The following is a 25,377-nucleotide window of genomic DNA, read 5'->3' as shown; positions in this document are numbered from 1 at the left end:
GAACGCCGACGCCGTTGTCGAGCCCGTCCGCTGACGCAGGCTCAGTCCGGAACCACCGGAACCACCGGAACCACCGGAGTACCGGCGGCCGTTCAGGCCTTCGACGATCTGTACGCCTTCTGCGCTCCCGCCCTGGTCCGCCAGGCGTATCTGCTCACCGGGCGCCGGGAACTGGCCAGGGAGGCGGTGGCGCGGGGCCTTCCAGCTGGCCTGGCAGCGCTGGCCCGAGGTGGCCCGGGACCGGGATCCGGGCGGCTGGGTGCGGGCGGCGGCGCACGACTGCGCGCTCTCGCCCTGGCACCGCCTCCGGCCCCGGTACCGGCGTCCGGAACCGCCACCCGCCGACCCGGCCGACCGGGCGCTGCTGCGGGCCCTGCTGGAGCTGCCGCCGTCGTACCGGCGCACGGTCGTCCTGTTCGACGGCGTGGGCCTCGGCCTGCCGGAGATCGCGGCGGAGACGGAGGCCGGCCCGTCGGCCGCCGCGAACCGGCTGGCCCACGCCCGCGAGGCGCTGGCCGCGCGGCTGCCGGAACTGGCCGACCCCGCCGAGCTGCACCGCCGGCTGCTGGTGCTCGCCTCGGCCGGGCGGCTGCGCGCGGCCGAGGCGGAGCCCGTGCGCCGGGAGGGCGAGCGGCGAAGCCGGTTCTGGACTCGGGCGGCGCTCGCGTTCACGGCGGCGATCGCCGGCGCGACGGCGCTCACGCTGGAGACGGCGCCGACCCACTACGAGGCGCCGATCGCCCCGGCGCAGGCGGTCCAGGGGGTGCCGTCGCCCGGAGTGCCGGGGCCGTTGTCCCCTCGGGAACAGACGGTGGAGGTGGCACTGCGGCACGCGGCGACGAGGGGCCCGGAGAGACTGGAACCGGAGCCGCGGTGACCGAGCGGGAGTTCGCCGCCGGGGACGGAGACTTCCGGCGAGCTTCCCCGCTCCCTCCGGGGGGTGGCTCGGGGGTGGTCTGGTGCTTTCCGGCGGCGGCTCGGGGGCGTTCGAGGGGCGGCCCGGGGGGTGCGGCCCGGGGGCGGCTCGGAGACGGCCCGGTGCGGCCGAGGGGCGGCCCGGGGATGGCCCGGCGGCGGCTCGGGGCCTTCGGGGGGCGGCCCGGGGGCTCGGTACGGCCCGGGGCGGCCCGGTGCGGCTGGGGGACGGCTCGGGGGGCCGGTGCGGCCCGCTGCGGCCCGGGAGCGAACGGCGGCAGGCCCGCCCCCACCTCGGGGAACGGGCCTGCCGGGCCTCGGTCAGAGACCGAACGGATCAGAAGCCGAACGGGTCAGAAGCCGAGCGCTGTCGGGAAGCTCAGCCGCCCAGGATCTCGCGGGCCAGCTTCGCCGTCTCGGTCGGGGTCTTGCCGACCTTGACGCCCGCGGCCTCCAGGGCCTCCTTCTTGGCCTGTGCGGTGCCGGAGGAGCCGGAGACGATGGCGCCGGCGTGACCCATGGTCTTGCCCTCGGGCGCGGTGAAGCCCGCGACGTAGCCGACGACCGGCTTGGTCACGTTCTCCTTGATGAACGCGGCCGCACGCTCCTCGGCGTCACCACCGATCTCACCGATCATCACGATCAGCTCGGTCTCGGGGTCCTCCTGGAAGGCCGCGAGCGCGTCGATGTGGGTGGTGCCGATGATCGGGTCGCCACCGATGCCGACGGCCGTGGAGAAGCCGATGTCCCGCAGCTCGTACATCATCTGGTACGTCAGCGTGCCGGACTTCGAGACCAGGCCGATGCGGCCCGGCTTGGTGATGTCGCCCGGGATGATGCCGACGTTCGACTGGCCCGGGGTGATGATGCCGGGGCAGTTCGGGCCGATGATGCGGGTCTTGTTGCCCTTCTTGCCGGCGTACGCCCAGAAGGACGCCGTGTCGTGCACGGCGATGCCCTCGGTGATGACGACGGCGAGCGGGATCTCGGCGTCGATGGCCTCGACGACCGCGTCCTTGGTGAACTTCTCCGGCACGAAGATGACGGAGACGTTGGCGCCGGTCTTCTCGATGGCCTCCTTGACGGTGCCGAAGACGGGTACCTCGGTGCCGTCGAAGTCCACGGTCTGACCCGCCTTGCGCGGGTTCACGCCGCCCACGACGTTCGTGCCGTCACCGAGCATGAGCTTGGTGTGCTTCATGCCGGTGGCGCCGGTCATGCCCTGGACGATGACCTTGCTGTCCTTGTTGAGCCAGATAGCCATGGTGGTGTTGAGTCCTCGTCCTCGTGCTTACTTGGCGGCGGCCAGCTCGGCGGCCTTGTCGGCCGCGCCGTCCATGGTGTCGACGCGCTGCACCAGCGGGTGGTTGGCGTCCGTGAGGATCTTCCGGCCCAGCTCGGCGTTGTTGCCGTCGAGACGGACGACGAGCGGCTTCTCGACCTTCTCGCCGCGGTCCTCCAGCAGCTTCAGGGCCTGCACGATGCCGTTGGCGACCTCGTCGCAGGCGGTGATGCCGCCGAAGACGTTCACGAAGACGGACTTGACGTCCGGGTCGCCCAGGATGATCTCCAGGCCGTTCGCCATCACCTGGGCGGAGGCGCCGCCGCCGATGTCCAGGAAGTTGGCGGGCTTGACGCCACCGTGCTTCTCACCGGCGTACGCGACGACGTCCAGGGTGCTCATGACGAGACCGGCGCCGTTGCCGATGATGCCGACCTCGCCGTCGAGCTTGACGTAGTTGAGGTTCTTCTCCTTGGCGGCGGCCTCGAGCGGGTTGGCCGCGGCCTTGTCGTGGAGCGCCTCGAACTCGGGGTGACGGAACTCGGCGTTGTCGTCGAGCGACACCTTGCCGTCGAGGGCGATGACGTCACCGGAGGCGACCTTGGCCAGCGGGTTGACCTCGACCAGGAGGGCGTCCTCCTTGATGAAGGTGTCCCACAGCTTCACGAGGACGTCCGCGACCTTGTCCGCGACCTCGGCCGGGAACTTGGCGGCGGCCACGATCTCCTGCGCCTTGGCCTTGTCCACACCGTCGATGGCGTCGATCGCGACCTTGGCGACGGCCTCGGGGCGGGTGGCCGCGACCTCCTCGATCTCCATGCCGCCCTCGACGGAGGCGATGGAGAGGAAGGTGCGGTTGGCACGGTCGAGGAGGAAGGAGACGTAGTACTCCTCGAGGATCTCGGGGGCCGTCTCCGCGATCATGACCTTGTGGACCGTGTGGCCCTTGATGTCCATGCCGAGGATGTCGGTCGCGCGGGCGACGGCCTCGTCCGGGCTGGCGGCCAGCTTCACGCCACCGGCCTTACCGCGGCCACCGACCTTCACCTGCGCCTTGACGACGGACTTGCCGCCCAGACGCTCGGTGATCTCGCGCGCCGCCTCAGGCGTGTCGATGACTTCACCGGCCAGCACCGGTACATCGTGCTTGGCGAAGAGGTCCCTCGCCTGGTACTCGAACAGGTCCACGCGCTTCCGTCCCTATCAGTGATCTCGCGGTTCGTTGGATGCGTGGGCGTGCCGCGAAGGGCAACGTGACGTCCGCTTGTCACAAGGGAGGCGCACACGGTGTCCGAGCGCGCGGCATGTCCGTCTCGCAGGTTATCGCCGCTTGCGGGGGCTCCCTAAATCGAGGGTCACACCCGAGCGGTGATACCTGTCACATGATGCCGGTTTTCCTGGCACGGCGTGCCGCAATCGGCGGGTGTGCGAGGCCTCACCGGGCTGGGGTTGACCCGGTGAGGCCTCTGGGCGGCCCCGGTGGATCCGGGGCCGGGGCGGTTGATCCCCACCCCAATGGGGACCACCCGCCCGTGCCGCGGGGCCCCGGCCGGACGCACCGACGGCATTCGGCCGTCCGGGTCCGGACACCCCGCGGAGCGGTTGAGGGCGTCAGCTCAGCCCTGCTGTCACATGCCCCGCACGGGATCCTGCACGCGGTGCGGGTGCCCCGCGGGCAGGTCCGCGCGGACGTCCTGGGACGCCTCACGGAAGTACGCGGGCACGTCAGCGTGGATGTCCTGGTACGCCTCTCGGAGGGACGCGGGCACGGCCACGTGGACGTCCTGGGACACCTCACGGAGATACGCCGGTACGGCCGCACGGGCGACCCCCTCGGCCCCGCCCACGGCGTGCTCGGCAAGCGGAACGCCGGCATCCCGGACCGTCCCGCCGAGGCCGTACGCGAAGCCCCCGGCCCCCTGCTCGACCGGCCCCGCCGCATCGGCGACTCCGGCGGCGAAGGGCGGAACCTGACCGGCGAGGCCTTCGGTGAAGGGGGTGGTCTGGCTGGTCACGCCCTGCGCGAAGGGGGCGGTCTGGCTGGTCACGCCGTCCGCGAAGACGGTGGCCTGCGCGGTCACCCCGTGCGCGAAGGCACCGGTCCGCGCGGTCAGGCCGTCCGCGAAGGCGGTGGTCTCCGCGGTCACCCCGTGCGCCAAGGTGCCGGTCCGGGGAGTCAGGGCCTGCGCGAAGGCGGTGGTCTCCGCGGTCACCCCGTGCGCCAAGGTGCCGGTCTGGGGGGTCACTCCGTCCGCGAAGGCGTCGGCCCGCGCGGTCACGCCCTGCGCGAGCGGCGCCGCGGCGGTGGCGGTGCCGGTCGTGAAGGTGCGGATGTCGTCGCCCGCGCCGTGACCGAGGGCGCCCGCGTCGGCGCCGGCCCGGCCGGCGACCGGCACCACTCCGTGCACGGCGTCGGAGGCCGCCGGCGGCAGCACGGCGTCCGCCGCGTCGTGCGCGACCTGCCCGGCGAGCCCGTCGGCGTACACCCCGGCACCGGCGGCCACCGGCCGCGCGCCACCGACGGCATCCTCGGCGGTCCCGTGCACCCGGTGGCCGACACCCTCGGCGGTCCCGTGCACCCGGTGGCCGACACCCTCGGCGGTCCCGTGCACCCGGTGGCCGACACCCTCGGCGGTCCCGTAGCCGCCGGCCACGACGGCCTGCGCGGTTCCGTAGCCACCCGACACCGCGTCCGCCGCCACGCCCAGCACCCCGCCCGCAGCGGCCCGGGCCACCGCGCGCACGCCGGAGACGGCGCCCTGGGCCGCGTCGTGCGCGCCCGCCACCGCGTGCACGGCCGTGCCCCGCGTGCCCGTCACCGTCTGCCCGGCGACCGGCACCGCGCCGTTCACCGCCGTGGCGGCCACCGGCGGGACAGTCTCGGTGGCCGTCTCGTCCACCGCCGCGTCCACCACCGGGGTGACCGCGCCGGGCACCGCCCGCACCGTGCCGACTACCCGCTCCTCGACGCCCGTGGCCGTACCGGTGATCCGCCCGGGCACACCGGCGACCGAGGCCTCCCCCGCACCGGCAGCCTCGGTGGCGGTGCCGCCGACGGTGTTCGCGGCCCCGGCGGTCCGGCCCTGCGCACCCGCGACGGTCCGCTGCGCCGTCGTCCGTACGGCGCCCCCGACACCCCGCGCCTTCAGGCGGGCGGCCGCCTGCGTGGCCTGGAGCTTGGTCTGGGCGGCGGCCAGGGCCTCCTCCACCTCCGGGGCGAAGGAGGACAGCGGGCCGAAGAGATAGTCGATCGCGTCCTGGGCATCGCGGAGGACCGGTCGGGCCGCGCCCGAGGCGGCCTGCGCGGCGTTGCCGGAGACCCGGTCGGCGTGAACCGTGACCTGCGTACCGTCGGCCTGGACCCGGGCTTGCGCCCTGCGGGCCGCCTGAGCGCCCCGGACGGCCTCGGCGCCCCGGATCTTCGCGGCGGCCGGCACCCCGGCGCCGGCGGAGCGGCGGGCCTGCGCGCCGGTGCCGGTGACACCGGTCGCGGTGTGCGTCGCCGTCTTGGCGGGCTGCGTGGCCTGGGCGGCGGTGCTCGACGCGGTGGACGCGAGGGAGGCGACCGAGCCCGAGGTACCGGACCCGCCGGACGTGTCATACGCGCCGGTCAGGCCGGAGACCGTCTGCCCGACGGTGTTCCGGACGCCGGAGACGGTGTCGTGGACGCCGGTGAGGACGCCGTCGACCGTGCCGGCGACCGAGTCGCTCCCCGCATCCGGAACGGACACGGAGCCGGCGGGCAGTTCGTCGGCGCTGGCGGCGGCCGAGCCGAGCGCCCACGCACCGGTCACACCGGCGGCTATCACGATCGAACGGCGGATGTTCTTGTTCATTGCGTGCGTCAAGTCCTTTGAAGAACGCCGGAAACGGCTGGAATCGGCTGGAATCGGCTGGGCCGTCCGGAGCCCGCTGGGCGCTGATCGCCTGGTGTGGACGCAGAGCGCGGAACACGCATGACCCGAACACGGATGGCGTGAGCCGGGTGGCGTGAGCCGGGTGGCGTGAGCCGGGTGGCGTGAGCCGGGTGGCGTGAGCACGGGCGCCGTGATGAAGGGCTGCCGTGGCCACGGATCACCCGCATCAGCGAGGTGGGCCGGACGGCCGGCGGGCCTGCGCCGTCCCGCACCACGGCGTGTGGCGGGGAGGCCGGCCCTGCTGCCTAGCCGGGGAAGACCGGGATGTCCCGGTGCCGTTCCCGGGTGCGGGGCGCGTCGACGCCCGCGGTGGCGCCGGGCGCCAGCCGCACGGACGCCCGGTCGCCGAGGGCCACCGCGTGCGCGTCCCCGTGCCGGGACGCGCTGCCGTCGGCTGCCTGCTTGCCCAGCACGCCGTCCGGGTCACCGGTCGGCACGGGCCGCTCGGGGACGCCCGCGGCGGTGACGGCGACAGCGGCGGCGTGCCACGCGCCGGCGTACGCCACCGACCGCCGCACCTCCGCGTCCGGGCCGTACACGACGGCCGGTACCGGTGCGCCGACGACCGCACGTCCTACGGCACCGGCGTGCCGCTCCCTCTCCTCCGTCGGAGCGGCCGCCACCGCGCCGGCGTCCCACTGCTTGCCGGGCGGCACGGACGCCGGCTCCGGCACCATCTGGACGGGCACGTCCGTGACGGGAGCGAGGTCGGGCAGGGGCAGCGGGGGCGCGGTGGACGGGGACCGCCCGGAGACGGCGCGTCCGGCCGTCTCCAGGACGGGCCGGGAGACGACGGTGAGCACGTCGCGCACGGAGTCACCCACCGAGCCGACGACCTGCACGGGGATGGCTGCCCGCCCGTCGACGCCGCGGACGACAGGACCGGCGAGCCGCCCGCCGACCGTCCGCACCGCGCGCACCGACGGCACCGCAGGTACGGCATGGACGACCTGCGCAGCACCAGCGCCATGGACGGTCTGGACGGCCTGCGCCGCACCCGTGCCCTGGACGGTCTGTTCCTCGCCCGCGCCATGGAAGGCCTGTTGCGGACCTGCGCCATGGAAGGCCGGTTGCGGGTCTGCCGCACGGACGGCCTGTGCCGCCCTCGCCGGGTCCGTGTATCCGCCCGGCCCGGGCCGTCCCGCAGTCGAAGTCACCAGCGCCGGAAGCGGGTTTCCGTCGGCCGCGTGTGCCTGCTCGCCGCAGACGAAGCCCAGCGTGAACAGTCCGCCGACCAGCAGCACCAGCTGGAGCGCACGCCGCCCGGCCGCCGTACGCAGCAGGCGCACGGTGGTGCCGAGGAGGGCTGCTGGGAAGGTCAAGGAGCTGGACATCCTGGCTCGGTACGACACGGGCTCCGCCGATCCTCGCACGGCCCGCCCGACGCCGCGCAAGCCCCCTGTTACCGATGGGTAGTCATGTCCCCTTTCCCTCCTCTTTCATGGCCGGAGTCACGCCGTGTCCGGTATCGGCAGCGGTCGCTTCTCCAGTGCGGCCGCCATGACCTCGGGGAACAGGTCGGGCGTACAGACGAAGGCGGGTGCGCCCAGCGCGGCGAGTGCGGCCGCGTGCTCCTTGTCGTACGCCGGCGCGCCCTCGTCCGACAGGGCGAGCAGCGCCACGAACTGCACGCCCGACGCCTTCATCGCCGCCACCCGCTTGAGCATCTCGTCGCGGATGCCGCCCTCGTAGAGGTCGCTGATCAGCACGACCACGGTCTCGGCGGGCCGGGTGATCTGCGACTGGCAGTAGGCCAGCGCCCGGTTGATGTCCGTGCCGCCGCCCAGTTGGGTGCCGAACAGGACGTCGACAGGGTCGTCGAGCTGGTCGGTGAGGTCGACGACCGCCGTGTCGAAGACGACCAGCCGGGTGCTGATCGACCGCATGGAGGCGAGGACCGCGCCGAACACGGACGCGTGGACCACGGACGCCGCCATCGACCCCGACTGGTCGATGCAGAGCACGACCTCCTTCTTCACGGACCGCGCGGCCCGCCCGTATCCGACGAGCCGTTCGGGCACCACCGTGCGGTACTCGGGCAGGTAGTGCTTGAGGTTGGCCGCGATGGTGCGGTTCCAGTCGATGTCGTGGTGGCGCGGGCGGGCGATCCGCGCGCTGCGGTCGAGGGCACCGGTGAGCGTGGCCCGGGTGCGGTTCGCGAGCCGCTTCTCCAGGTCGTCGACGACCCTGCGCACGACCACGCGCGCCGTCTCCCTCGTCGTCTCCGGCATCGCCTTGTTCAGCGACAGCAGCGTGCCGACCAGATGTACGTCCGCTTCCACCGCCTCGAGCATCTCCGGTTCCAGCAACAGGGAGGCGAGGCCGAGCCGGTCGATGGCGTCGCGCTGCATGACCTGGACCACGGAGGACGGGAAATAGGTGCGGATGTCCCCGAGCCAGCGCGCCACGGACGGCGCGGAGGCGCCGAGCCCCGCCGAACGGTCCCGTCCCGCCTGCGGCTTCTCGCCTCTGCCGTAGAGCGAGGCGAGCGCGCCGTCCATCGCCGCGTCCCTGCCGGACAGCTCGCATCCGGTGCCGTCGGCCTGGTCCCCGCCGAGCACCAGCCGCCACCGCCGCAGCCGCTCCACCGCCGCATCGGCGCCGCCCACCGCCATCACCTCGTCCGTCATGCCCTCACCCCCGCAAGCCTGTTTCGTGAAGAGCCGAGTCACGAAGAGCCGAGTCACGCAGGACCCGAGTGCGCTCGCCGGCGTCTCGCTGCGCCGGCTCGGACGCAGCCGGGTCCTCCAGCCCGAGCAGCAGGCGCAGCACCGGGAGTACGGCGTCGGCGCGTTCGGCGTCCGGTTCGGTGGCGAAGCCGGATGTGACCGCGCCGTGGGCTGCCCCGCCGGACGCCCGGAAGCCGGGCCCGCGCCGGACCAGTTCGCCGAGCGTTCTGCGCACCCCCGGGTCGTACGCCGCGAACGTGCGGCGCAGCAGCGGCAATACGTCGGTGAACGCCTCCGTCGGCACCCCGGTCAGCCAGCTGTCCACCAGCCCGAGCAGCCGCTCGTCGTGCACCAGCAGCAACCCGCCCCCGCCGCCGACGAACCCCTCGATCCAGGCGGCCGCGTCGGCGGGCGGCGTCCCCGGCGACAGCGCCAGGCCCATGAGCCGCGCCGCCTCCTCGGGCCCCAACGCACCGTCGTCCAGCAACAACCGCACCGCCCGTCCCCGCAGCAATCCGGGCACGGTGTCGCGCAGTGACAAGGTCCGCAGCACTCCCCGCCACCGGTCCCGCAGATCCCCCCACCCGGCACCACGACCGGCACCACCGGCAACCGGCCCAGCACCGGGACCGAAGAGAGCATCCGCACCGGCATCCGCCCCCGAGCCGGCATCCGTCCTCGCGCCGGCACCCGCACCTGTTCCTCTGCTCTGCTCCGCACCGCCGCGTGCCCCGGCGGCCGTCTCCGACAGCAGGCTCACCGCCGTGTGCACGGCGTCCAGGTGGGCGCGCATCTCCTGTGCCGCGTCCGTGTCGAGCGAGGTACAGGCTGGGGGCAGGCCGACGAAGACCCGTTCGGCGAGGCCCGCGGCGACGCCGGTCAGCGCGCCGGTGTCGGTGCCGCGCACGTCGCCGTAGCGCAGGGCGCGGACCAGGGCGGGCAGGGCCCGGGCGAGATGGCCGACGTCGGTGTCGAGCGCGGCCCGGTCGGCGAGGACCCGCATGACCACGGGCAGGGCGTCCGGCAGCCCGGCGAGCAGGCACTGCTCGGCGAGCGCGGTGACGTCCGCGAGGGTACGTGCGGCCGTCGCGTCCGCCTCGGCCTTGGCCTGCGCCGCGCCCAGCACGGTCGTCCCCCACACTCCCGCCTCGGCGACCCGCACCGACAGCTCCGGCTCCCAGCGCAGCCGCCAGGTCTCCCGGAAGGTGCCCGTGCTCCCCCGGGACCGCGCGGGCTCGCCCCAGCCGACACCGAGCAGCCGGAGCCGGTGCAGCAGCCTGCTGCGGGCGGCGTCGGTGTCGCCGCGCAGGTCCAGCTCCAACTCCCGCTCCTGCGCCTCGGGTTTGAGGCGCAGCGAACGCTGCTGCCGGGCCAGGTCGCGCTGCAGCGGCACCGCGGGGGCCGACTCCGGGACCTCGCCGAGGACGTCCCCGACCACCAGCCGGTCGTGCACCAGCGCCAGCGGCAGGTCCGAGCCGTCGCACATCACCGCGCGCACGGCATCGGTGGTCTCGCTCAGCCCCGGCAACGGCCGGCCGCGCAGCGCCGCCAGAGTCCCGGCGAGCCGGACGGCCTCGATGACATGGGCGGAGGACACGATCCGGTCCTCCTCCCGGAGCAGCCGCGCCACCTTGGTCAGCCACCGCTCGACCGGCCGGTCGGGCGCGTGGAACAGATGGCCGTACCAGCCCGGCGAGTCGATGCCCGCGCCGTACCCGCTGGACCGGGCGAGCCTGCGGTGGGTCCAGGGCACCCAGGTCAGGTCGGCCTTGACCTTGGGTAGCCCCTTCAGCAGCGCCCGGTCGGCGGTGACGGTGGTCCTCCTGCGCAGCGCGGGCACGTGCCATGCCCCGCAGACGACGGCCACCTCCCCGCCGAACTCCTTGCGCGCGGCCCGCAGCCTGAGCCGCATGTGGGCCTCGCGGACCAGGTCCCGGGTGTGCCCGCCGGCGCCGTACCGCTCGCGGAGCGCGCCCATGGCGTCTTCCAGGGCGGCGAAGGGGGCGAAGGGGTCCCGATCTGCCGGGCCCCGGTGCTCGACGACGTCCTCCCACCAGCGTTCGGGATCGTCGTAGCCTGCGGCCTCGGCGAGCACGGCCAACGGGTCGACCCGCACCTGCTCAGCGGGGCTCCGGCCGCCGCCGGTATCCGGATCGGCGCCGTCCTCTCGCCCGGCCACGGCATCCCGGTCGGCATGACCCTCCCGTCCGGCCGCGGAGCCCCGGTCGGTGTCGCCCTCCCGCTCCGCACCGGCCTCCCCGCTCTCCTCGCCGCCCGGCCCGGCATCGGCGTGCCGCGGCTGCGGGCCGGTCCCCTGTGCCGCGGGTCCGGCGGGCGGGCCGGGGTCGGCGGGGAGCCCGCCCTCGGCGTCCTCCGGCCCCCAGGCCAGCGTGTGGGTGGCCGGAAGGTCGATGAAGCGGGCCGGGACGCCGTGTTCCACGGCCCAGCGGATCGCGACCCATTCGGGGCTGAACTCGGCGAACGGCCAGAACGCCGAGCGGCCCGGCTCGTCCACGGCGTGGGCGAGGAGAGCGACCGGGGGCCGCAGGCCGGGGCCGGCGGCGAGCGGGATCAGGGCGTCGGCATCGGGCGGCCCCTCGACGAGGACGGCGGCGGGCCGGGCGGCGTCCAGGGCGCCGCGCACCGCTCGCGCGGAACCGGGTCCGTGGTGCCGCACGCCCAGCAGGAGCGGCCCGGAGTGGCGGATCCCGGGCCGGCGAGCGTCGTCGGTCATGCGCCGGCCTCCCGGCACGCGCGGTAGAAGTCCGTCCAGCCCTCGCGCTCGCGGACGACGGTCTCCAGGTACTCCTGCCAGACGACCCGGTCGGCCGCCGGATCGCGCACCACGGCGCCGAGGATGCCGGCGGCGACATCGCCCGGCCGCAGCACGCCGTCGCCGAAGTGCGCGGACAGGGCGAGTCCGTTGGTGACGACGGAGATCGCCTCGGCCGTGGACAACGTGCCGCTGGGCGACTTCAGTTTGGTGCGGCCGTCGGCGGTGACGCCGTCGCGCAGCTCGCGGAAGACGGTCACGACCCGGCGGATCTCCTCGATGCCGTCGGGCGCGGCCGGCAGGTCGAGGGAGCGGCCGATCTGCTCGACCCGCCGGGTGACGATGTCGACCTCGGCGTCGGCGCTCTCCGGCAGCGGCAGCACCACCGTGTTGAAGCGGCGGCGCAGGGCGCTGGAGAGATCGTTGACCCCTCTGTCCCGGTCGTTGGCGGTGGCGATCAGGTTGAACCCGCGGACCGCCTGCACCTCCTGGCCCAGCTCGGGAATGGGCAGGGTCTTCTCGGAAAGGATCGTGATCAGCGTGTCCTGCACGTCGGCCGGGATACGCGTCAGCTCCTCGACGCGGGCCGTCATGCCCTCCGCCATGGCGCGCATGACGGGGCTGGGCACCAGGGCGTCCCGGCTCGGTCCGTGCGCCAGCAGCTGCGCGTAGTTCCAGCCGTAGCGGATGGCCTCCTCCGGCGTGCCGGCCGTGCCCTGCACCAGCAGGGTGGAGTCGCCGCTGACCGCGGCCGCCAGATGCTCCGACACCCAGGTCTTGGCGGTGCCGGGCACGCCGAGCAGGAGCAGGGCGCGGTCGGTGGCGAGCGTGGTGACGGCGACCTCGATGATCCGGCGCGGGCCCACGTACTTCGGTGTGATCACCGTGCCGTCCGGCAGGGTGCCGCCGAGCAGGTACGTCGCAACGGCCCACGGCGACAGCTTCCAGCGCGCCGGGCGCGGACGATCGTCCTGCGCGGCGAGCGCGGCGAGTTCGTCGGCGAAGGCGTGTTCGGCGTGCGGACGCAAGGCGTCACTGTGCTGTTCGACGGACGTGGCGTCCATGGACACGGTCATGGCTGAGGCCCCCTACCAGCTCGGCCGGTTCGGATCTGGCATCCACCGTGCACCACGCCACTGACAATCGCTCTGACCTGTGCAAACGCCTACGCCGGACGGATTGTCAGTGGCGGGACCTACCGTCGGAGACATGACTGAGCAGGGGGTGCGCTGGACCGCGGAGCAGGTGCTGGCACTGGCGCCTGACGCCGCGTCACGCACGGCGGGAGGCAAGCTGGCCACGTCCCGGCCGTGGTCCGAGGCGGGCAGCGGAGAGGGGACGGTGTGGGGGCTGTGCAAGGGAAGCGGCAGCAGGCCGTACCAGACGGTGGTCGATCTCGCCGATCCGGCCGGCCCTGCGTACAGGTGCAGCTGCCCGAGCCGTAAGTTCCCGTGCAAGCACGCGCTCGGACTGCTTCTGCTGTGGGCGGGCGGCGACGGCATGGTGCCGGCGTCCGCCGAGCCGCCGGAGTGGGCCCAGCAGTGGCTCGCGGGCAGACGCGGCCGCTCCGAGGCCGAGCAGGCCCGCACCGACGGGGGTTCGGGAAGCGGCGGGCAGGCCGGTCCCGAGGCGGCGCGGCGGCGGGCCGAGCGCCGGGCCGAGCGGGTCACCGGGGGCGCGACCGAGCTGGAGCAGCGCCTCGCGGACCTGCTGCGCGGCGGGCTGGCCGCGGCCGAGCATGCGGGGTACGGCCTGTGGGACGAGACGGCGGCCCGCATGGTCGACGCGCAGGCGCCCGGACTGGCCGCGCGGGTGAGGGAGTTGGGTGCGGTCCCGGCGTCCGGCGCGGGCTGGCCGGGCCGGCTGCTGGAGGAGTGCGCCCTGCTGCACCTGCTCGACCAGGGCTGGCTGCGCCGCGCGGAGCTGCCGGACGCTCTCGCGGCCACGGTCCGCTCCCGGCTCGGCCTGCCCACCGCGGCGGACGGTGCGCCGGTGCGCGACCGCTGGCTGGTCCTCGGCCAGTACGACACGGTGGACGCGAAGCTGACGACCCGCCGCATATGGCTGCACGGCGCTGCCTCGGGCCACACCCGGCTGCTGCTCTCCTACGGCGCGGTTGGCCGGGCTCCGGAGCTGCACCTGCCGGTCGGACTGGCCCTGGACGCCGAGCTGACCGCCTATCCGGGCGCCGGTCAGTCCCGCTCCGCGCTGGGTGAGCGGTTCGCCCCGCCCGCACCGGCCGCGTTCCGCCCACCGGGCACCGGCACGGCCGAGGCGGCGGCACGCTACGGCGCGGCCCTGCGCGACGACCCCTGGCTGGAGTCGGTCCCGGTGACGCTGGACCGGGTCGTACCGGTCCCGGACGGCGACCTGTGGCAACTGGCCGACGCCGACACGGACTGCGCCCTGCCGCTGACCCGGGCCGCCCGCTCCCGCCCCGGCCTGTGGCGGCTGGTCGCCCTGTCCGGCGGTGCCCCGCTCAAGGTCTTCGGCGAGTGCGGCCACCGGGGCTTCACCCCCCTCACGGCCTGGCCGGAGGGCCCGGGCGAGCCGGTGCCGCTGTGCTGACCGCTCCGTCGCGAGCGAACACCACCGGCCCCCTGGGACACACCGGGGAAGGCGACCGCTCTGCCCCCGGACGACGGCACCGGCGCCTCCCCTCGGACGCGCGCAAGGAAGGGAACGAGATGCACGGGACGGAGATGCACGGGACGGACAGGACGGCCTCGGCCGACGTGGCGGCCACGGCCCCGGCGAGCTCCTGGGAGGACCTGGTCACCACCGCCCTCCTGGGTACCGACCGGCGCCCGGTGGCGTACGCCGGGTCGAAGCGGGAGGCGCCCCTGGCGCTGCTGGACGCGGCCGCCGTGGCGACCGTACGGCGGCGTGCCGGGCTGCGGCCCGCGCGAGCCGCGCACCGGCCCGAACCGGCGCCCGAGGACCCGCGCCCGGCCCTGCCGGCCGCGGCGGCCCGCAGACTCGCCCTGCTGCTCGCCGACCGTTCCGGCGGCGGACCAGCCGGCCGCCGGGGCAGCACACCGGACCTCGTGGAGCTGCTCCCGCAGTGGCTCGCGGCGGCCAACGCGCACGGGTACGCGGCTCCGCCGCAGGCGCTGCCCGCCCTGCTGGACGCGGCCCGCGGCCGTACGGACCTGCGCCCGGCCGCGCTGGCGTTCGCGGGCCCCCGCGCCCTGTGGCTGGCCCGGCTGAACCCGGACTGGCGCTTCGCACTGCGCGCCTCACCGGGCGGCGGCGCCGCACTGCCCGGCCCCGAGGACACCGAAGGGGTGCGCCGGCTGTGGCAGGAGGGGCTGTTCGCCGAGCGCGTGGCCCTGCTGGGCGCGCTGCGCAGCCGTACGCCCGCGCTCGCCCGGGAACTGCTGGCCTCGACCTGGCCGACGGAGCGGGCGGAGGACCGGCTGATGTTCCTCGACTCGCTGCGCACCGGCCTGTCCGCCGCCGACGAGCCGTTCCTGGAGCAGGCGCTGGGCGACCGCAGCCGCAATGTGCGGGCGACGGCGGCCGAGTTGCTGTCGGCGCTGCCCGTTTCCGCGCTCGCCGAGCGCATGGCCGTGCGGGCCCAGGCGTGTGTGGCTCTCGACCGTACCGGGCCGTCGCCCGCGATCGCGGTGGAAGCGCCGCTCGAGTGCGACTCCGGCATGGAGCGCGACGGTGTGGTGGCCACACCTCCCGCGGGCAGAGGGGAACGGTCATGGTGGCTGGGGCAGTTGGTGGAGGCGGCGCCGCTGAGCACATGGCCGGTACGGCTCGGCGGGCGGACGGCGCGGGAGATCGTGGCGCTGCCGGTTGCGGACGGCTGGCAGGACGAGCTGCACGCGGCCTGGTGCCGGGCGGCGGTACGGCAGCGGGACGCCGAGTGGTCGAGGGCGCTGCTGGGTTCGCCGTCGGCGCCGGAGGCCGGCGGGCCGGGCGCGGTGTCGCTGGCGGAGCGCGCGAAGCTGCTGGCGGCCCTGGAGCCGGAGGAGCGGGCCGCGTGGGTGGCCGGGTTCATCGCCACGCACGGCCTGTCGGAGGCCTTCCAGCTGCTCGGGGTGTGCGCGGTGCCCTGGTCCGCGCCGCTGGGCCGCGCAGTCGTGGACGCGCTCAACATCGCGCGGGACGCGGGCAGTTACCCGTGGAGCTTCAGCGGGGTGATGGGTCTGGCCGAACGCTGCCTGGATCCCGCGGAGGCCGGCCGGCTGGAGGCGCTGCTGGCGATGCCCGACGAGCGGGAGGACGCGGCGCCGGGCGCCGGCGGTTACTGGGCGGAGGCGTTCCAGCGGCTGGTGACCACCTTGCGGCTCAGGGCGGAGATGGCCGCCGAACTAGCGCCGGTCGGCGCCGACGACCCGCCCGAGGGCTGAGGACCGGGCCGTACGGGCCGTACGGGAGCCTCGGACCGGCATCCCCGGGCACCTCTGCCCCCGCTCACCGAACCACGGGCTCACCCGCCGGACGCACCCGCTCGATCGCCATGGGCACCCGCTCAACCGCCGCCACGGGCCTCCGCCCGACCACCGGGGGCACCCGTTGGACGGGGCCCGACACCGAACTGCCCGCAGCACGGCGCCCCGCGACCCGGCGCAGCGCCCCGAGCACCCGCTCAACCGCCGCCGCAGGAGCCCTCTCAGCCGCCGGAGGCGGCCGGCTGGCGTACGTTCTCCCGTACCCACTCCACGATCGACGCGGTCGTCGCGCCCGGCGTGAAGATCTCCGCGACGCCCTTCTCCTTCAGCGGCGGGATGTCCTCGTCCGGGATGATGCCGCCGCCGAAGACGAGGATGTCCTCGGCGTCGCGCTCCTTGAGCAGGTCGATCACCGCGGCGAACAGCGTGTTGTGCGCGCCGGACAGGATGGACAGGCCGATCGCGTCGGCGTCCTCCTGGATGGCGGTGTCCACGATCTGCTCCGGCGTCTGGTGGAGCCCGGTGTAGATGACCTCCATACCGGCGTCGCGCAGGGCACGCGCGATGACCTTGGCCCCGCGATCGTGGCCGTCGAGCCCCGGCTTGGCCACCACCACGCGGATCGGACCGGCTGCCACACCCATCACTGCCTCCATCAAACGACCACGGAAGCGATCGCTTCCGTCCGTAACGACAAGTACCGCACTTTTGGCGCGTTCCGCCACCCGTCGTCAAGTGAACGAACGTTATCTCCAGCATCCCGCAACCGGCAGTTTTACGGTGCGCAGCGAGGGGGAAATCACATGGTGGGACATGAGGGCACACGGGGGATAGAGCCGTCCCCGGCGTGCCGACAGGAGGTCGGCCCATGAAGGTCACCGGGGTACTGCCACTCTTCCTCCCGCTCTGCCGGCGCCTGTGGCCCGGCAGACTCGCTGGAATCTCCGTGGCGCTGCTGAAGGCGACCGCCCTGGAGGCCGCGATCCTCGCCGGCCATCTCCTGCTGTATCCGACCGGTCTCACCCAGGAGTGCCGCACCCCGGCCCTGCCGGCCCAGGACGGCACCGCCCAGCTGCCGGTCCGCTCGGGTCCGCCGGTGGTGCTGCTGCACGGTTTCATCGACAACCGCTCGGTGTTCGTGTTCCTGCGCCGCAATCTCACCCAGCACGGCAGGCAGCGCATAATCTCGCTCAACTACTCCCCGCTGACCTGCGACATCCGCGCCGCCGCCGAACTGCTCGGCCGGCATGTCGAGGAGATCTGCGAGCGCACCGGCAGCGACCGGGTCGACATCGTGGGACACAGCCTCGGCGGGCTGATCGCGCGCTACTACGTGCAGTGCCTGGGCGGTGACCTGCGGGTGCGCACCCTGGTCACGCTGGGCACCCCGCACTCGGGAACCAGCGCGGCGCCGTTGGCCAACGCCCATCCGATCGTCCGCCAGATGCGGCCCGGTTCACAGGTCATCGAGGAGCTGGCCCGGCCCGCGCCCGGCTGCCGTACACGGTTCGTCAGCTTCTGGAGCGACCTGGACTCCGTGATGGTGCCGCTGGAGACGGCCTGCCTGGAGCACCCCGACCTCGACGCGCAGAACGTCCGGGTGACCGGCATCGGGCATCTCGCCCTGCCCGTGCACCCCGCCGTGGCGGCCGGGATACGCGAAGCCCTCGAGACCCCGGCTCCCGGGGACCGGATCACCGACGGCCTGACGGTGGCGTGACGCGACGGCCTGACGCGGCAGCGGTCGGAACGAACGGCGACCGGCGCGTGACGGACAGGTGACGAACGGCCACCAGACGTCGAACAGCAATCGAACTCTCGGCCAAACTCGTGTCCGGCACCCCCGAAACACCGCCGAATGCCCGTTTCCGGCGGGCGCGAAACCAGCTGAAGATTGTCGCGCCCAGGTACCGGCGGGTACAGTCGCCGCACTGCTCTGGCAGCCCCTGTTGTCGAGGCGAAAGAGAAGTTGGTGAACGACCGTCACCCGTCGGGGACCATGACCACCCCGGCCCCGGCTTCCGACGCCTCAGCCGCGCACTACGACACCCCGTACGGCACCCAGCAGCCCCCTTACGGCGACTTCACCACGTACGGCGGGTACGACGCCACCGGTTTTGCCGGCGGCACCGGCACCTTCTCCACGGACCCGCTGTTCGGCAGCATGCCCGGCGAGCACACCACCGGCGCCTACGACAGCACCCAGTGGCAGACCGGCCAGGGCCTGGGCGTCGACCCGTACGCGGCCCAGCAGCACATCGCCTACGACACCGGCGGCTACGACACCACCGCCTGGACGGTGCCCGCGCAGGCCACGGGCAACGACATCAGCGGCCAGTGGGACGCGAGTGCCTGGCTGCAGCCCGGCCAGTCCGGTGTCGCCGAGCCGACCCAGCAGTGGGCGTGGGACACCCAGACCTTCGAGTCGGGCGTGTACGACGCCACGCACTGGAACTCCGGCGGGCACGCCGTACCGGCCGAGCCCGAGCACACTGCCGAACCGTTCGGTCTGCAGGCCACCGCCGCTTACGGCCAGGCCGGCGACCCGCAGGAGACCGCGGCCTTCCCGCAGCCGCCGTACGAGGACGACACGTCGTACGAGGACACCGCGTTCGGCGAACAGCACTCCGTCGACGACGAGCCGGGCACCACCGGTGAACTGCCCGCCGCGACCGGTCTGCTGGAGGACGAGGAGGAGGCCGGTACGCGGCCGGCGCCCCGCGGCGGCTCGCGGAGCGCCGCGCGCTCCCGCCGCCGTACACCCGCCAAGCGCTCGGCGCTGCTGACCGTCGCCGTGCCCTCGGCCTGTGTGATGGGGGTCGCCGGGATCGCCGCCGCCTCGGTCGGCGCGCTGACCGACGGCGGCCACGACACCACCGCCTCCGCCTCGGACACGCACGCGGTCAAGCCGTCGGTCGCCAACAGCAGGCTGGACAGCCAGCTGACGACGCTGTCCGCGGGCGCCCACGACTTCGCCGGCCGGGCCAGCCGGACCCAGGAGCGGATCGACCTGAAGAACCAGCAGGAGCTGGAGCAGAAGAAGGCGGCCGCGGCGGCCGCGCTCAAGGAGCGGCTGCGCCCCAAGTTCGCGCTGCCGGTCCTGCAGAAGGGGCTGAGCGCCTACTTCGGCCAGGCCGGCGTGAACTGGATGTCCGTGCACACGGGCATCGACTTCCCGGTCTCGTACGGCACCACGGTGATGGCCGCGACCGACGGCGTCGTCTCCACCAAGTGGAACAGCGCCTACGGCAACATGATGATAGTGACGGCGAAGGACGGCACGCAGACCTGGTACTGCCACCTGTCCAGCTACCGGGTCCCCGCCGGGACGTCCGTCAAGGCCGGCCAGCCGATCGCCTACTCCGGCAACTCCGGCAACTCCACCGGACCCCACCTGCACTTCGAGGTGCGGCCCGCGGGCGGGGCGGCCATCGACCCGCTGCCCTGGCTGCGCAGCCACGGCCTGGACCCGACCTGAGCCACCCGGCCCGGGTCGCACGGCCGAGCCCCGCCCGACCGGCGGGGCTCACGCGTCTCTAGAGCTTCTCCACCGGCGCGTACCGCAGCAGCAGCCGCTTGGGCTTGGCGTCGCCGAAGTCGATCGTCGCCTCGGCGTTGGCGCCCGTGCCCTTCACGGCGACGACCGTGCCGAGCCCGAACTGGTCGTGCGTGACCCGGTCGCCGACGGCCAGCGCGACCACCGGCTTCTCCGCGGTGCGCCGGGTGGCGAACCCGGACGCGCCCGACGCGGACGAACGCGAGCGGGACGAGGACAGCGAGGCCGCGATCCCGGCGGCGGGGCCGGAGGACACCGGCGCCGCCGCTCCTGTCCGCTTCCAGTCCACATGGGTGGCCGGGATCTCCTCCAGGAAGCGGGAGGGCGGGTTGTACGACGGCTGCCCCCAGGCGCTGCGCATCGCCGAGCGCGTGAGGTAGAGCCGCTCACGCGCGCGCGTGATGCCGACGTACGCCAGGCGGCGCTCCTCCTCCAGCTCCTTGGTCTGGCCGAGGGCGCGCATGTGCGGGAAGACGCCGTCCTCCATGCCGGTGAGGAAGACGACCGGGAACTCCAGGCCCTTGGCGGTGTGCAGGGTCATGAGGGTGATGACGCCCTCGCCCTCCTCGCCGTCCGGGATCTGGTCGGAGTCGGCGACCAGGGCGACCTGCTCCAGGAAGTCGGCGAGTGTGCCGGCCTCTCCCTCGCCGCGCTCCTGCTCGAACTCCAGGGCCACGGCCGCGAGTTCCTGGAGGTTCTCGATGCGGGTCTCGTCCTGCGGGTCGGTGGAGGCCTGCAACTCGGCGAGATAGCCGGTGCGTTCGAGGACGGCTTCCAGGACGGTCGCGGGACCGGCGCCGGACTCCACGATCGTGCGCAGGTCCTCCATGAGCGTGTTGAACCGCTTGACGGCGTTGGTGGAGCGCGCGGCCATGCCGTACGCCTCGTCCACGCGCTTGAGCGCCTGCGGGAAGCTGATCTTCTCGCGCTGGGCGAGGGCGTCGATCATCGCCTCGGCGCGCTCGCCGATGCCCCGCTTGGGCACGTTCAGGATGCGGCGCAGCGGCACCGAGTCCTCGGGGTTGGCGAGGACGCGCAGGTAGGCGAGGACGTCCCGGACCTCCTTGCGCTCGTAGAAGCGGACGCCGCCGACGACCTTGTAGGGCAGGCCGACACGGATGAAGACCTCTTCGAAGACACGGGACTGGGCGTTGGTCCGGTAGAAGACGGCGACGTCGCCGGCCTTGGCCTCGCCCGCGTCGACCAGGCGGTCTATCTCGTCGGCGACGAACTGCGCCTCGTCGTGCTCGTTGTCGGCGACATAGCCGGTGATGCGGGCGCCCTGGCCGGCGTTGGTCCACAGGTTCTTCGGGCGGCGGGACTCGTTGCGCTCGATGACCGCGTTGGCGGCGGACAGGATGGTCTGCGTGGAGCGGTAGTTCTGCTCCAGCAGGATCGTCGTCGCGTCCGGGTAGTCCTCCTCGAACTGGAGGATGTTGCGGATCGTCGCGCCGCGGAAGGCGTAGATCGACTGGTCCGCGTCACCGACGACGCACAGTTCGGCGGGCGGGATGTCGTACTCGCCGGGCGGGGTGGCCTCGTCGTGCTCGGCCGTGCCCACCAGTTCGCGGACGAGCGCGTACTGGGCGTGGTTGGTGTCCTGGTACTCGTCGACCAGGACGTGGCGGAATCGGCGGCGGTAGTGCTCGGCGACGTCCGGGAAGGCGCGCAGCAGGTTGACCGTCGTCATGATCAGGTCGTCGAAGTCGAGCGCGTTCGCCTCGCGCAGCCGCGACTGGTAGAGCGCGTAGGCCTGGGCGAGGGTCTTCTCGAAGCCGTCGGTGGCCTGGGCGGCGAAGTCCTCCTCGTCGATCAGCTCGTTCTTCAGGTTGCTGATCTTCGCGCTGAACGACTTCGGCGGGAAGCGCTTGGGGTCGAGGTCCAGGTCGCGGCAGACCAGGGCCATCAGGCGCTTGCTGTCGGCGGCGTCGTAGATGGAGAAGCTGGAGGTGAAACCGAGCTTCTTGCTCTCGCGGCGCAGGATGCGCACGCAGGCGCTGTGGAAGGTCATCACCCACATCGCGTTCGCGCGCGGGCCGACGAGCTGCTCGACGCGCTCCTTCATCTCGCCCGCGGCCTTGTTGGTGAAGGTGATCGCGAGGATCTGGCCCGGGTGCACGTGCCGCTCGGCGAGCAGGTAGGCGATGCGGTGGGTCAGCACGCGGGTCTTGCCGGAGCCGGCGCCGGCGACGATGAGCAGCGGGGAGCCGGCGTGGACGACGGCGGCGCGCTGGTTGTCGTTCAGCCCCTCCAGCAGGGCGGCCGAGTCGAGGGCGGGACGGGGGGCGCCGTCGCGGTAGTGGGTGTCCCGGTCCGGCGGCACGTCGAACTTCCCGCCGAACAGATCGTCCGGAAGCGGCTCCGGAGCGTGATCGTCCTCGGGCGGCGGCGGGGGTTCCTCCTCGTGCCCGCGAGGGGTCTGGAGGTCCGCCAGGAAGCTGTCGTCAAAGAGGCTGCTCATCGCTCTACGAGTCTAGGGCGCGCCACCGACAACCGGTCGCCGTCCCGGAAAGACGACCGTCACAGGCGGTACGGCAAGCCGCTCACGCTGCGGAATCACCCGATGACGGGGCGGTGATCCCGGTGGCAGATCACAAAAATGTATCGGACATATCACGCACCAACCTTCACACTAGTCACACGAGTTGGCTAGGTTGCCGTCAGGCCGCGTGCGCGGCCTCCGCCGAGTCCGGCGCGCCCCTCCGCGCGCGGAGCCGGGGACCCAACCGATCCCGGGGTGAATCGGCCGACTCCCGAGGGGACGACGCCGTAGGGCAACCCTTCCGAACCACCGCCCGAACCCGACAGCTAACCCGGTAGGCGGCCCATTGGAAGGAGTCGCCTCCCTTGGCGTCGCACCGCAAGCCGCGCCCCGGCGGAACCACTGGCGCGGGCCTTCGCACCCCCGCCCTCGCCACCGCAGCCCTCACCTCCATGGCCGTGTTCTCGCAGACCGCCGAGGCCGCCCCGGGAACCGATCACGCCAAGCCCAGCCTGGAGGAGGTCGAGAAGAAGGTCGACGACCTGTACCGCCAGGCGGAGTCGGCGACCGAGAAGTACAACGCGGCCAAGGAGCGTACCGGCAGACAGCGGGGACGCGTCGACGCCCTGCGCGACGAGCTCGCCCGGCGCACCGAGCGCCTCGACAAGGCCCGCGAGGAGCTGGGTTCCTTCGCGGCCGCCCAGTACCGCACCGGCGCCGCCGCTCCCGGCACGGCCACCTTCCTGCTCGCGAACAATCCGCAGGACTACTTCGACCAGAGCCAGCTGATGAACCGGCTGACCGCGCGGGAGAAGCGCGCGGTCGACGCCTACGTCGGCGAGCAGGCCGCGGCCATGAAGGACCGGCGGCAGGCCTCCGAGAGCCTGCGCACGCTGGACGCGTCACAGCAGGACCTGCGGGCCGCCAAGGCCGCCGTGCAGCGGAAACTGGCCTCCGCGCGCGAGTTGCTGTCCACGCTGACGGCCCAGGAGAAGGCGCGGCTGGCCGCCATCGAACGGGAGAAGCAGCAGGAGGCGGCCCGCAGGGCGGCGGAGCTGGCGAAGCAGCAGGCGGCCCGGCAGCAGGCCGACTCGTCCTCGTCCACGGCATCCGCCTCCGGCTCGGCGGGGTCCACGGAGTCCAGCTCGTACGACACGAAGGCCGAGAAGGCCGTCGCCTTCGCCCGTGCGCAGATCGGCAAGCCCTATGTGTGGGGCGCGACCGGCCCGGACTCCTACGACTGCTCGGGCCTCACCCAGGCCGCCTGGAAGGCCGCCGGCGTCACGCTTCCGCGCACCACGTACGACCAGGTCGACGCGGGCACCACCGTCTCGCTGGCCGACGCGCGGCCGGGTGACCTGATCTTCTTCTACGACGACATCAGCCACGTCGGCGTCTACATGGGCAACGGCATGATGATCCACGCCCCGAAGCCGGGCGCGTACGTCCGCGAGGAGTCCATCTACTACGGCGGCGAGTCGATCATCCACAGCGTGGTCCGCCCCGGCTGACCGGCAGGTCCGGTTCCGCCGGTCCGGTTCACGCCACGCGCGCGTGCGGGCCTTCACGTCCACGCGCGCGTGCGGGCGGTGCCGGCGTTTCCCTCGGCCGCGCACGCGTGCCCTTGCCGGGCAGAGGCCCGCCGCCTCCCTAGCATCGGCACATGCCCGGCATTTCAGGTCTGCGTGCGTGGTGGGCGGAACGGTCCCCCGCGGCCGGGTCCGCGGTGATGGCGACCGGCATCCTGTCGATCGGCCTGGGTCTGACCGGTGCCGGGACCCTGTCCCGGGCGGCGTTCGCGCTGGCCTGGGTCACCTGGGTCGCGCTGGCCGCCGCCTTCGTGCTGCGGCTGGTCGCCGAGCCGCGGCAGTGGATGGCCGAGGCGGAGAGTCCGGGCGCGCTCACCTCCGTCGCCGCGACCACGGTGCTCGGCACCCGGACGTCGGCCGCGGGCGCCAGGACCACCGCCGAGGCCCTGCTCGCCCTCGCCGCGCTGCTCTGCCCGGTGCTGCTGTTGCTGGTCGTACGGCGCTGGGGGCCGCGCATGCCGGGCTCGGTGTTCCTGTGCTGTGTGGCCACGCAGGGGCTCGCCGTACTGGCCGCGGACCTGGCCGCGGCCGAGCGCGCGGCCTGGCTGGCGCACACGGCGCTGGTGGTGTTCTGGCTGGGTCTGGTGCTCTACGGCGTCGCGCTGACCCGCTTCGACACACGGCAGGTGCTCCAGGGGGCGGGCGACCACTGGGTCGCGGGCGGGGCACTGGGGATCTCGGCGCTGGCCGGGGCGAGACTGCTCATGGCCGGGGACACGGGCCTGTACCTCTGGAACGCCGACGACCGCGACGTGCTGCGCACCGTGACGGTGATCCTGCTGGTGCTGGACGTGGCCTGGTACGCCGTGCTGGTGGCCGCCGAGGCGGTGCGGCCCCGGCGCGGCTATCACGTGCTGCGCTGGGCGACGGTGTTCCCGATGGGGATGACGGCGGTGGCCGTGCTGTCCGTGGCGAGCGCGGTCGGCGTCACCTGGCTCACCTGGCCGGGACGGTTGCTGCTGTGGGTCGCGGTGGCGGCGTGGCTCGTGGTCGCCGCCGGCGCGCTGCTCGCGGCCCGTGGCGCCGGCGGCGGGACGGGCGTCAGGTCCACAGGACGGCGATGAAGACGTTCGCCATGGTGAGGGCGCCGACCAGCCCGAACGCTCCCTTGTCGATCCGCTCCTCGTCGCGCTTCACATAGACCAGGCCGAGGATCACGATCAGCAGCGCCAGCTTGACGCCGATCTTGATGGTGTTGACGTGGTGGTCGTCGGCCTGGTTGAGACCGACCAGCGCCACGCCGGTGACCAGCATGGTCAGCGCCCCGTGCAGCATCCCGGGCACGAACCGGGCGGTGCCCTGGCCCATCGCCTTCATCTGGGTGAGAAAACCGCCGAGCAGCGCGGCGATGCCGATGATGTGCAGGCCGACGAAGAGATGGATGAGTGCGTCCATGGGCCGGAGCCTAGCCAGGGGCCCGGAAGCGCCCTGTCACCGGCCCCCGGCCCGAGGGACCGGACGCCGCACGAACGATCTTGCATATATGCGCCCCATAGCACCCCACGTCTCCCGTCCGTCCCGCTTTCCGCGCTTCGGTCACCACGCTCCGTGAAGGCGACCGGTGTGACACGGCGATGCGGTCACGTACGGTCGCTTCCCGATCCGTCGAGGCCAGTTCCGTACACCGCGTTACCAACTCGTCACAGACAGGCCTAGCGTCCTCCCCCAGGTGACCGACTCCCCACCGCCGCCCGGGCCAGGGGCGGCCGTCGGCCACCACCGCCGAGAAGGTCCGGCGGTGGCCCGCTCCCCCTGTACGGGCCGCCGCCGGACGCACGGCCTCTCGGT

General features: G+C 73.6%; 16 protein-coding genes, 1 pseudogene and 1 riboswitch. Of the genes and pseudogenes, 7 read left to right on the top strand and 10 right to left on the bottom strand.

The window, feature by feature from the left end:
* Window positions 1-46 precede the first annotated feature (46 nt).
* A pseudogene (locus ACGFZN_RS28825) lies at window positions 47-877 on the top strand (RNA polymerase sigma factor); the annotation flags it as partial.
* 417 nt (window positions 878-1,294) lie between these two features.
* On the opposite strand, the gene sucD reads toward ACGFZN_RS28825, so the two are convergent.
* From sucD to ACGFZN_RS28790, 7 genes are all read right to left on the bottom strand, one after another.
* Window positions 1,295-2,179 (bottom strand): succinate--CoA ligase subunit alpha, encoded by an 885-nt coding sequence (sucD, locus tag ACGFZN_RS28820; RefSeq protein ID WP_393861381.1) that lies wholly within the window; start codon window positions 2,177-2,179, stop codon window positions 1,295-1,297.
* A 27-nt stretch (window positions 2,180-2,206) separates the two neighbouring features.
* Window positions 2,207-3,385 carry an ADP-forming succinate--CoA ligase subunit beta gene (sucC, locus tag ACGFZN_RS28815; protein ID WP_393861380.1) on the bottom strand — a complete coding sequence of 393 codons (1,179 nt, stop codon included), beginning with the start codon at window positions 3,383-3,385 and terminating at the stop codon, window positions 2,207-2,209.
* A 440-nt stretch (window positions 3,386-3,825) separates the two neighbouring features.
* Entirely contained in the window at window positions 3,826-6,033 is a 2,208-nt protein-coding gene (locus ACGFZN_RS28810) for a hypothetical protein (RefSeq protein ID WP_393861379.1), read from the bottom strand.
* 326 nt (window positions 6,034-6,359) lie between these two features.
* Complete coding sequence (locus ACGFZN_RS28805; RefSeq protein ID WP_393861378.1) at window positions 6,360-7,448, bottom strand: hypothetical protein; 1,089 nt, start codon at window positions 7,446-7,448, stop codon at window positions 6,360-6,362.
* A 117-nt stretch (window positions 7,449-7,565) separates the two neighbouring features.
* Window positions 7,566-8,729 (bottom strand): VWA domain-containing protein, encoded by a 1,164-nt coding sequence (locus ACGFZN_RS28800; protein WP_393861449.1) that lies wholly within the window; start codon window positions 8,727-8,729, stop codon window positions 7,566-7,568.
* Between the two features lie 19 nt (window positions 8,730-8,748).
* A complete protein-coding gene (locus tag ACGFZN_RS28795; protein WP_393861377.1) occupies window positions 8,749-11,517 on the bottom strand; it encodes a DUF5682 family protein in 2,769 nt (922 codons plus the stop codon).
* Complete coding sequence (locus ACGFZN_RS28790) at window positions 11,514-12,632, bottom strand: AAA family ATPase (RefSeq protein WP_393861376.1); 1,119 nt, start codon at window positions 12,630-12,632, stop codon at window positions 11,514-11,516. The genes ACGFZN_RS28795 and ACGFZN_RS28790 overlap by 4 nt, the downstream gene beginning before the upstream one ends.
* A gap of 133 nt (window positions 12,633-12,765) precedes the next feature.
* Between ACGFZN_RS28790 and ACGFZN_RS28785 the strand changes: the two genes are divergently transcribed.
* Window positions 12,766-14,124 carry an SWIM zinc finger family protein gene (locus ACGFZN_RS28785; protein ID WP_393861375.1) on the top strand — a complete coding sequence of 453 codons (1,359 nt, stop codon included), beginning with the start codon at window positions 12,766-12,768 and terminating at the stop codon, window positions 14,122-14,124.
* A 134-nt stretch (window positions 14,125-14,258) separates the two neighbouring features.
* Window positions 14,259-15,920 (top strand): DUF5691 domain-containing protein, encoded by a 1,662-nt coding sequence (locus ACGFZN_RS28780; protein ID WP_393861448.1) that lies wholly within the window; start codon window positions 14,259-14,261, stop codon window positions 15,918-15,920.
* Between the two features lie 263 nt (window positions 15,921-16,183).
* Here the strand turns inward: ACGFZN_RS28780 and ACGFZN_RS28775 are convergent, their stop codons facing one another.
* Complete coding sequence (locus ACGFZN_RS28775) at window positions 16,184-16,606, bottom strand: cobalamin B12-binding domain-containing protein (protein ID WP_330338250.1); 423 nt, start codon at window positions 16,604-16,606, stop codon at window positions 16,184-16,186.
* A 224-nt stretch (window positions 16,607-16,830) separates the two neighbouring features.
* On the opposite strand from ACGFZN_RS28775, the gene ACGFZN_RS28770 reads away from it, so the two are divergent.
* Together ACGFZN_RS28770 and ACGFZN_RS28765 are read left to right on the top strand one after the other, a co-directional pair.
* Window positions 16,831-17,682 carry an esterase/lipase family protein gene (locus ACGFZN_RS28770; protein WP_393861374.1) on the top strand — a complete coding sequence of 284 codons (852 nt, stop codon included), beginning with the start codon at window positions 16,831-16,833 and terminating at the stop codon, window positions 17,680-17,682.
* A gap of 252 nt (window positions 17,683-17,934) precedes the next feature.
* Window positions 17,935-19,440: a M23 family metallopeptidase gene (locus ACGFZN_RS28765; RefSeq protein ID WP_393861373.1), complete on the top strand. Its 1,506-nt coding sequence runs from the start codon at window positions 17,935-17,937 to the stop codon at window positions 19,438-19,440.
* A gap of 58 nt (window positions 19,441-19,498) precedes the next feature.
* Here ACGFZN_RS28765 and pcrA read toward each other — a convergent pair whose 3' ends face one another.
* Entirely contained in the window at window positions 19,499-21,979 is a 2,481-nt protein-coding gene (pcrA, locus tag ACGFZN_RS28760; protein WP_393861372.1) for a DNA helicase PcrA, read from the bottom strand.
* Window positions 21,980-22,203: 224 nt separating this feature from the next.
* Window positions 22,204-22,358, top strand: a riboswitch (cyclic di-AMP (ydaO/yuaA leader).
* Window positions 22,359-22,365: 7 nt separating this feature from the next.
* On the opposite strand from pcrA, the gene ACGFZN_RS28755 reads away from it, so the two are divergent.
* Entirely contained in the window at window positions 22,366-23,511 is a 1,146-nt protein-coding gene (locus tag ACGFZN_RS28755) for an NlpC/P60 family protein (RefSeq protein WP_393861371.1), read from the top strand.
* A gap of 152 nt (window positions 23,512-23,663) precedes the next feature.
* Entirely contained in the window at window positions 23,664-24,653 is a 990-nt protein-coding gene (locus ACGFZN_RS28750) for a tellurite resistance/C4-dicarboxylate transporter family protein (protein ID WP_393861370.1), read from the top strand.
* On the opposite strand, the gene ACGFZN_RS28745 is transcribed toward ACGFZN_RS28750, so the two are convergent.
* Window positions 24,631-24,984: a hypothetical protein gene (locus tag ACGFZN_RS28745; protein ID WP_393861369.1), complete on the bottom strand. Its 354-nt coding sequence runs from the start codon at window positions 24,982-24,984 to the stop codon at window positions 24,631-24,633. The two genes, ACGFZN_RS28750 and ACGFZN_RS28745, sit on opposite strands and share 23 nt — an antisense overlap.
* Between the last annotated feature and the right edge of the window lie 393 nt (window positions 24,985-25,377).

The sequence above is a fragment of the Streptomyces sp. NPDC048192 genome, assembly GCF_043202415.1.
Lineage (GTDB): Bacteria > Actinomycetota > Actinomycetes > Streptomycetales > Streptomycetaceae > Streptomyces.
The sequence above is the reverse complement of the archived record's forward strand: the minus strand, read 5'-3'. Positions and strand labels throughout refer to the sequence as shown.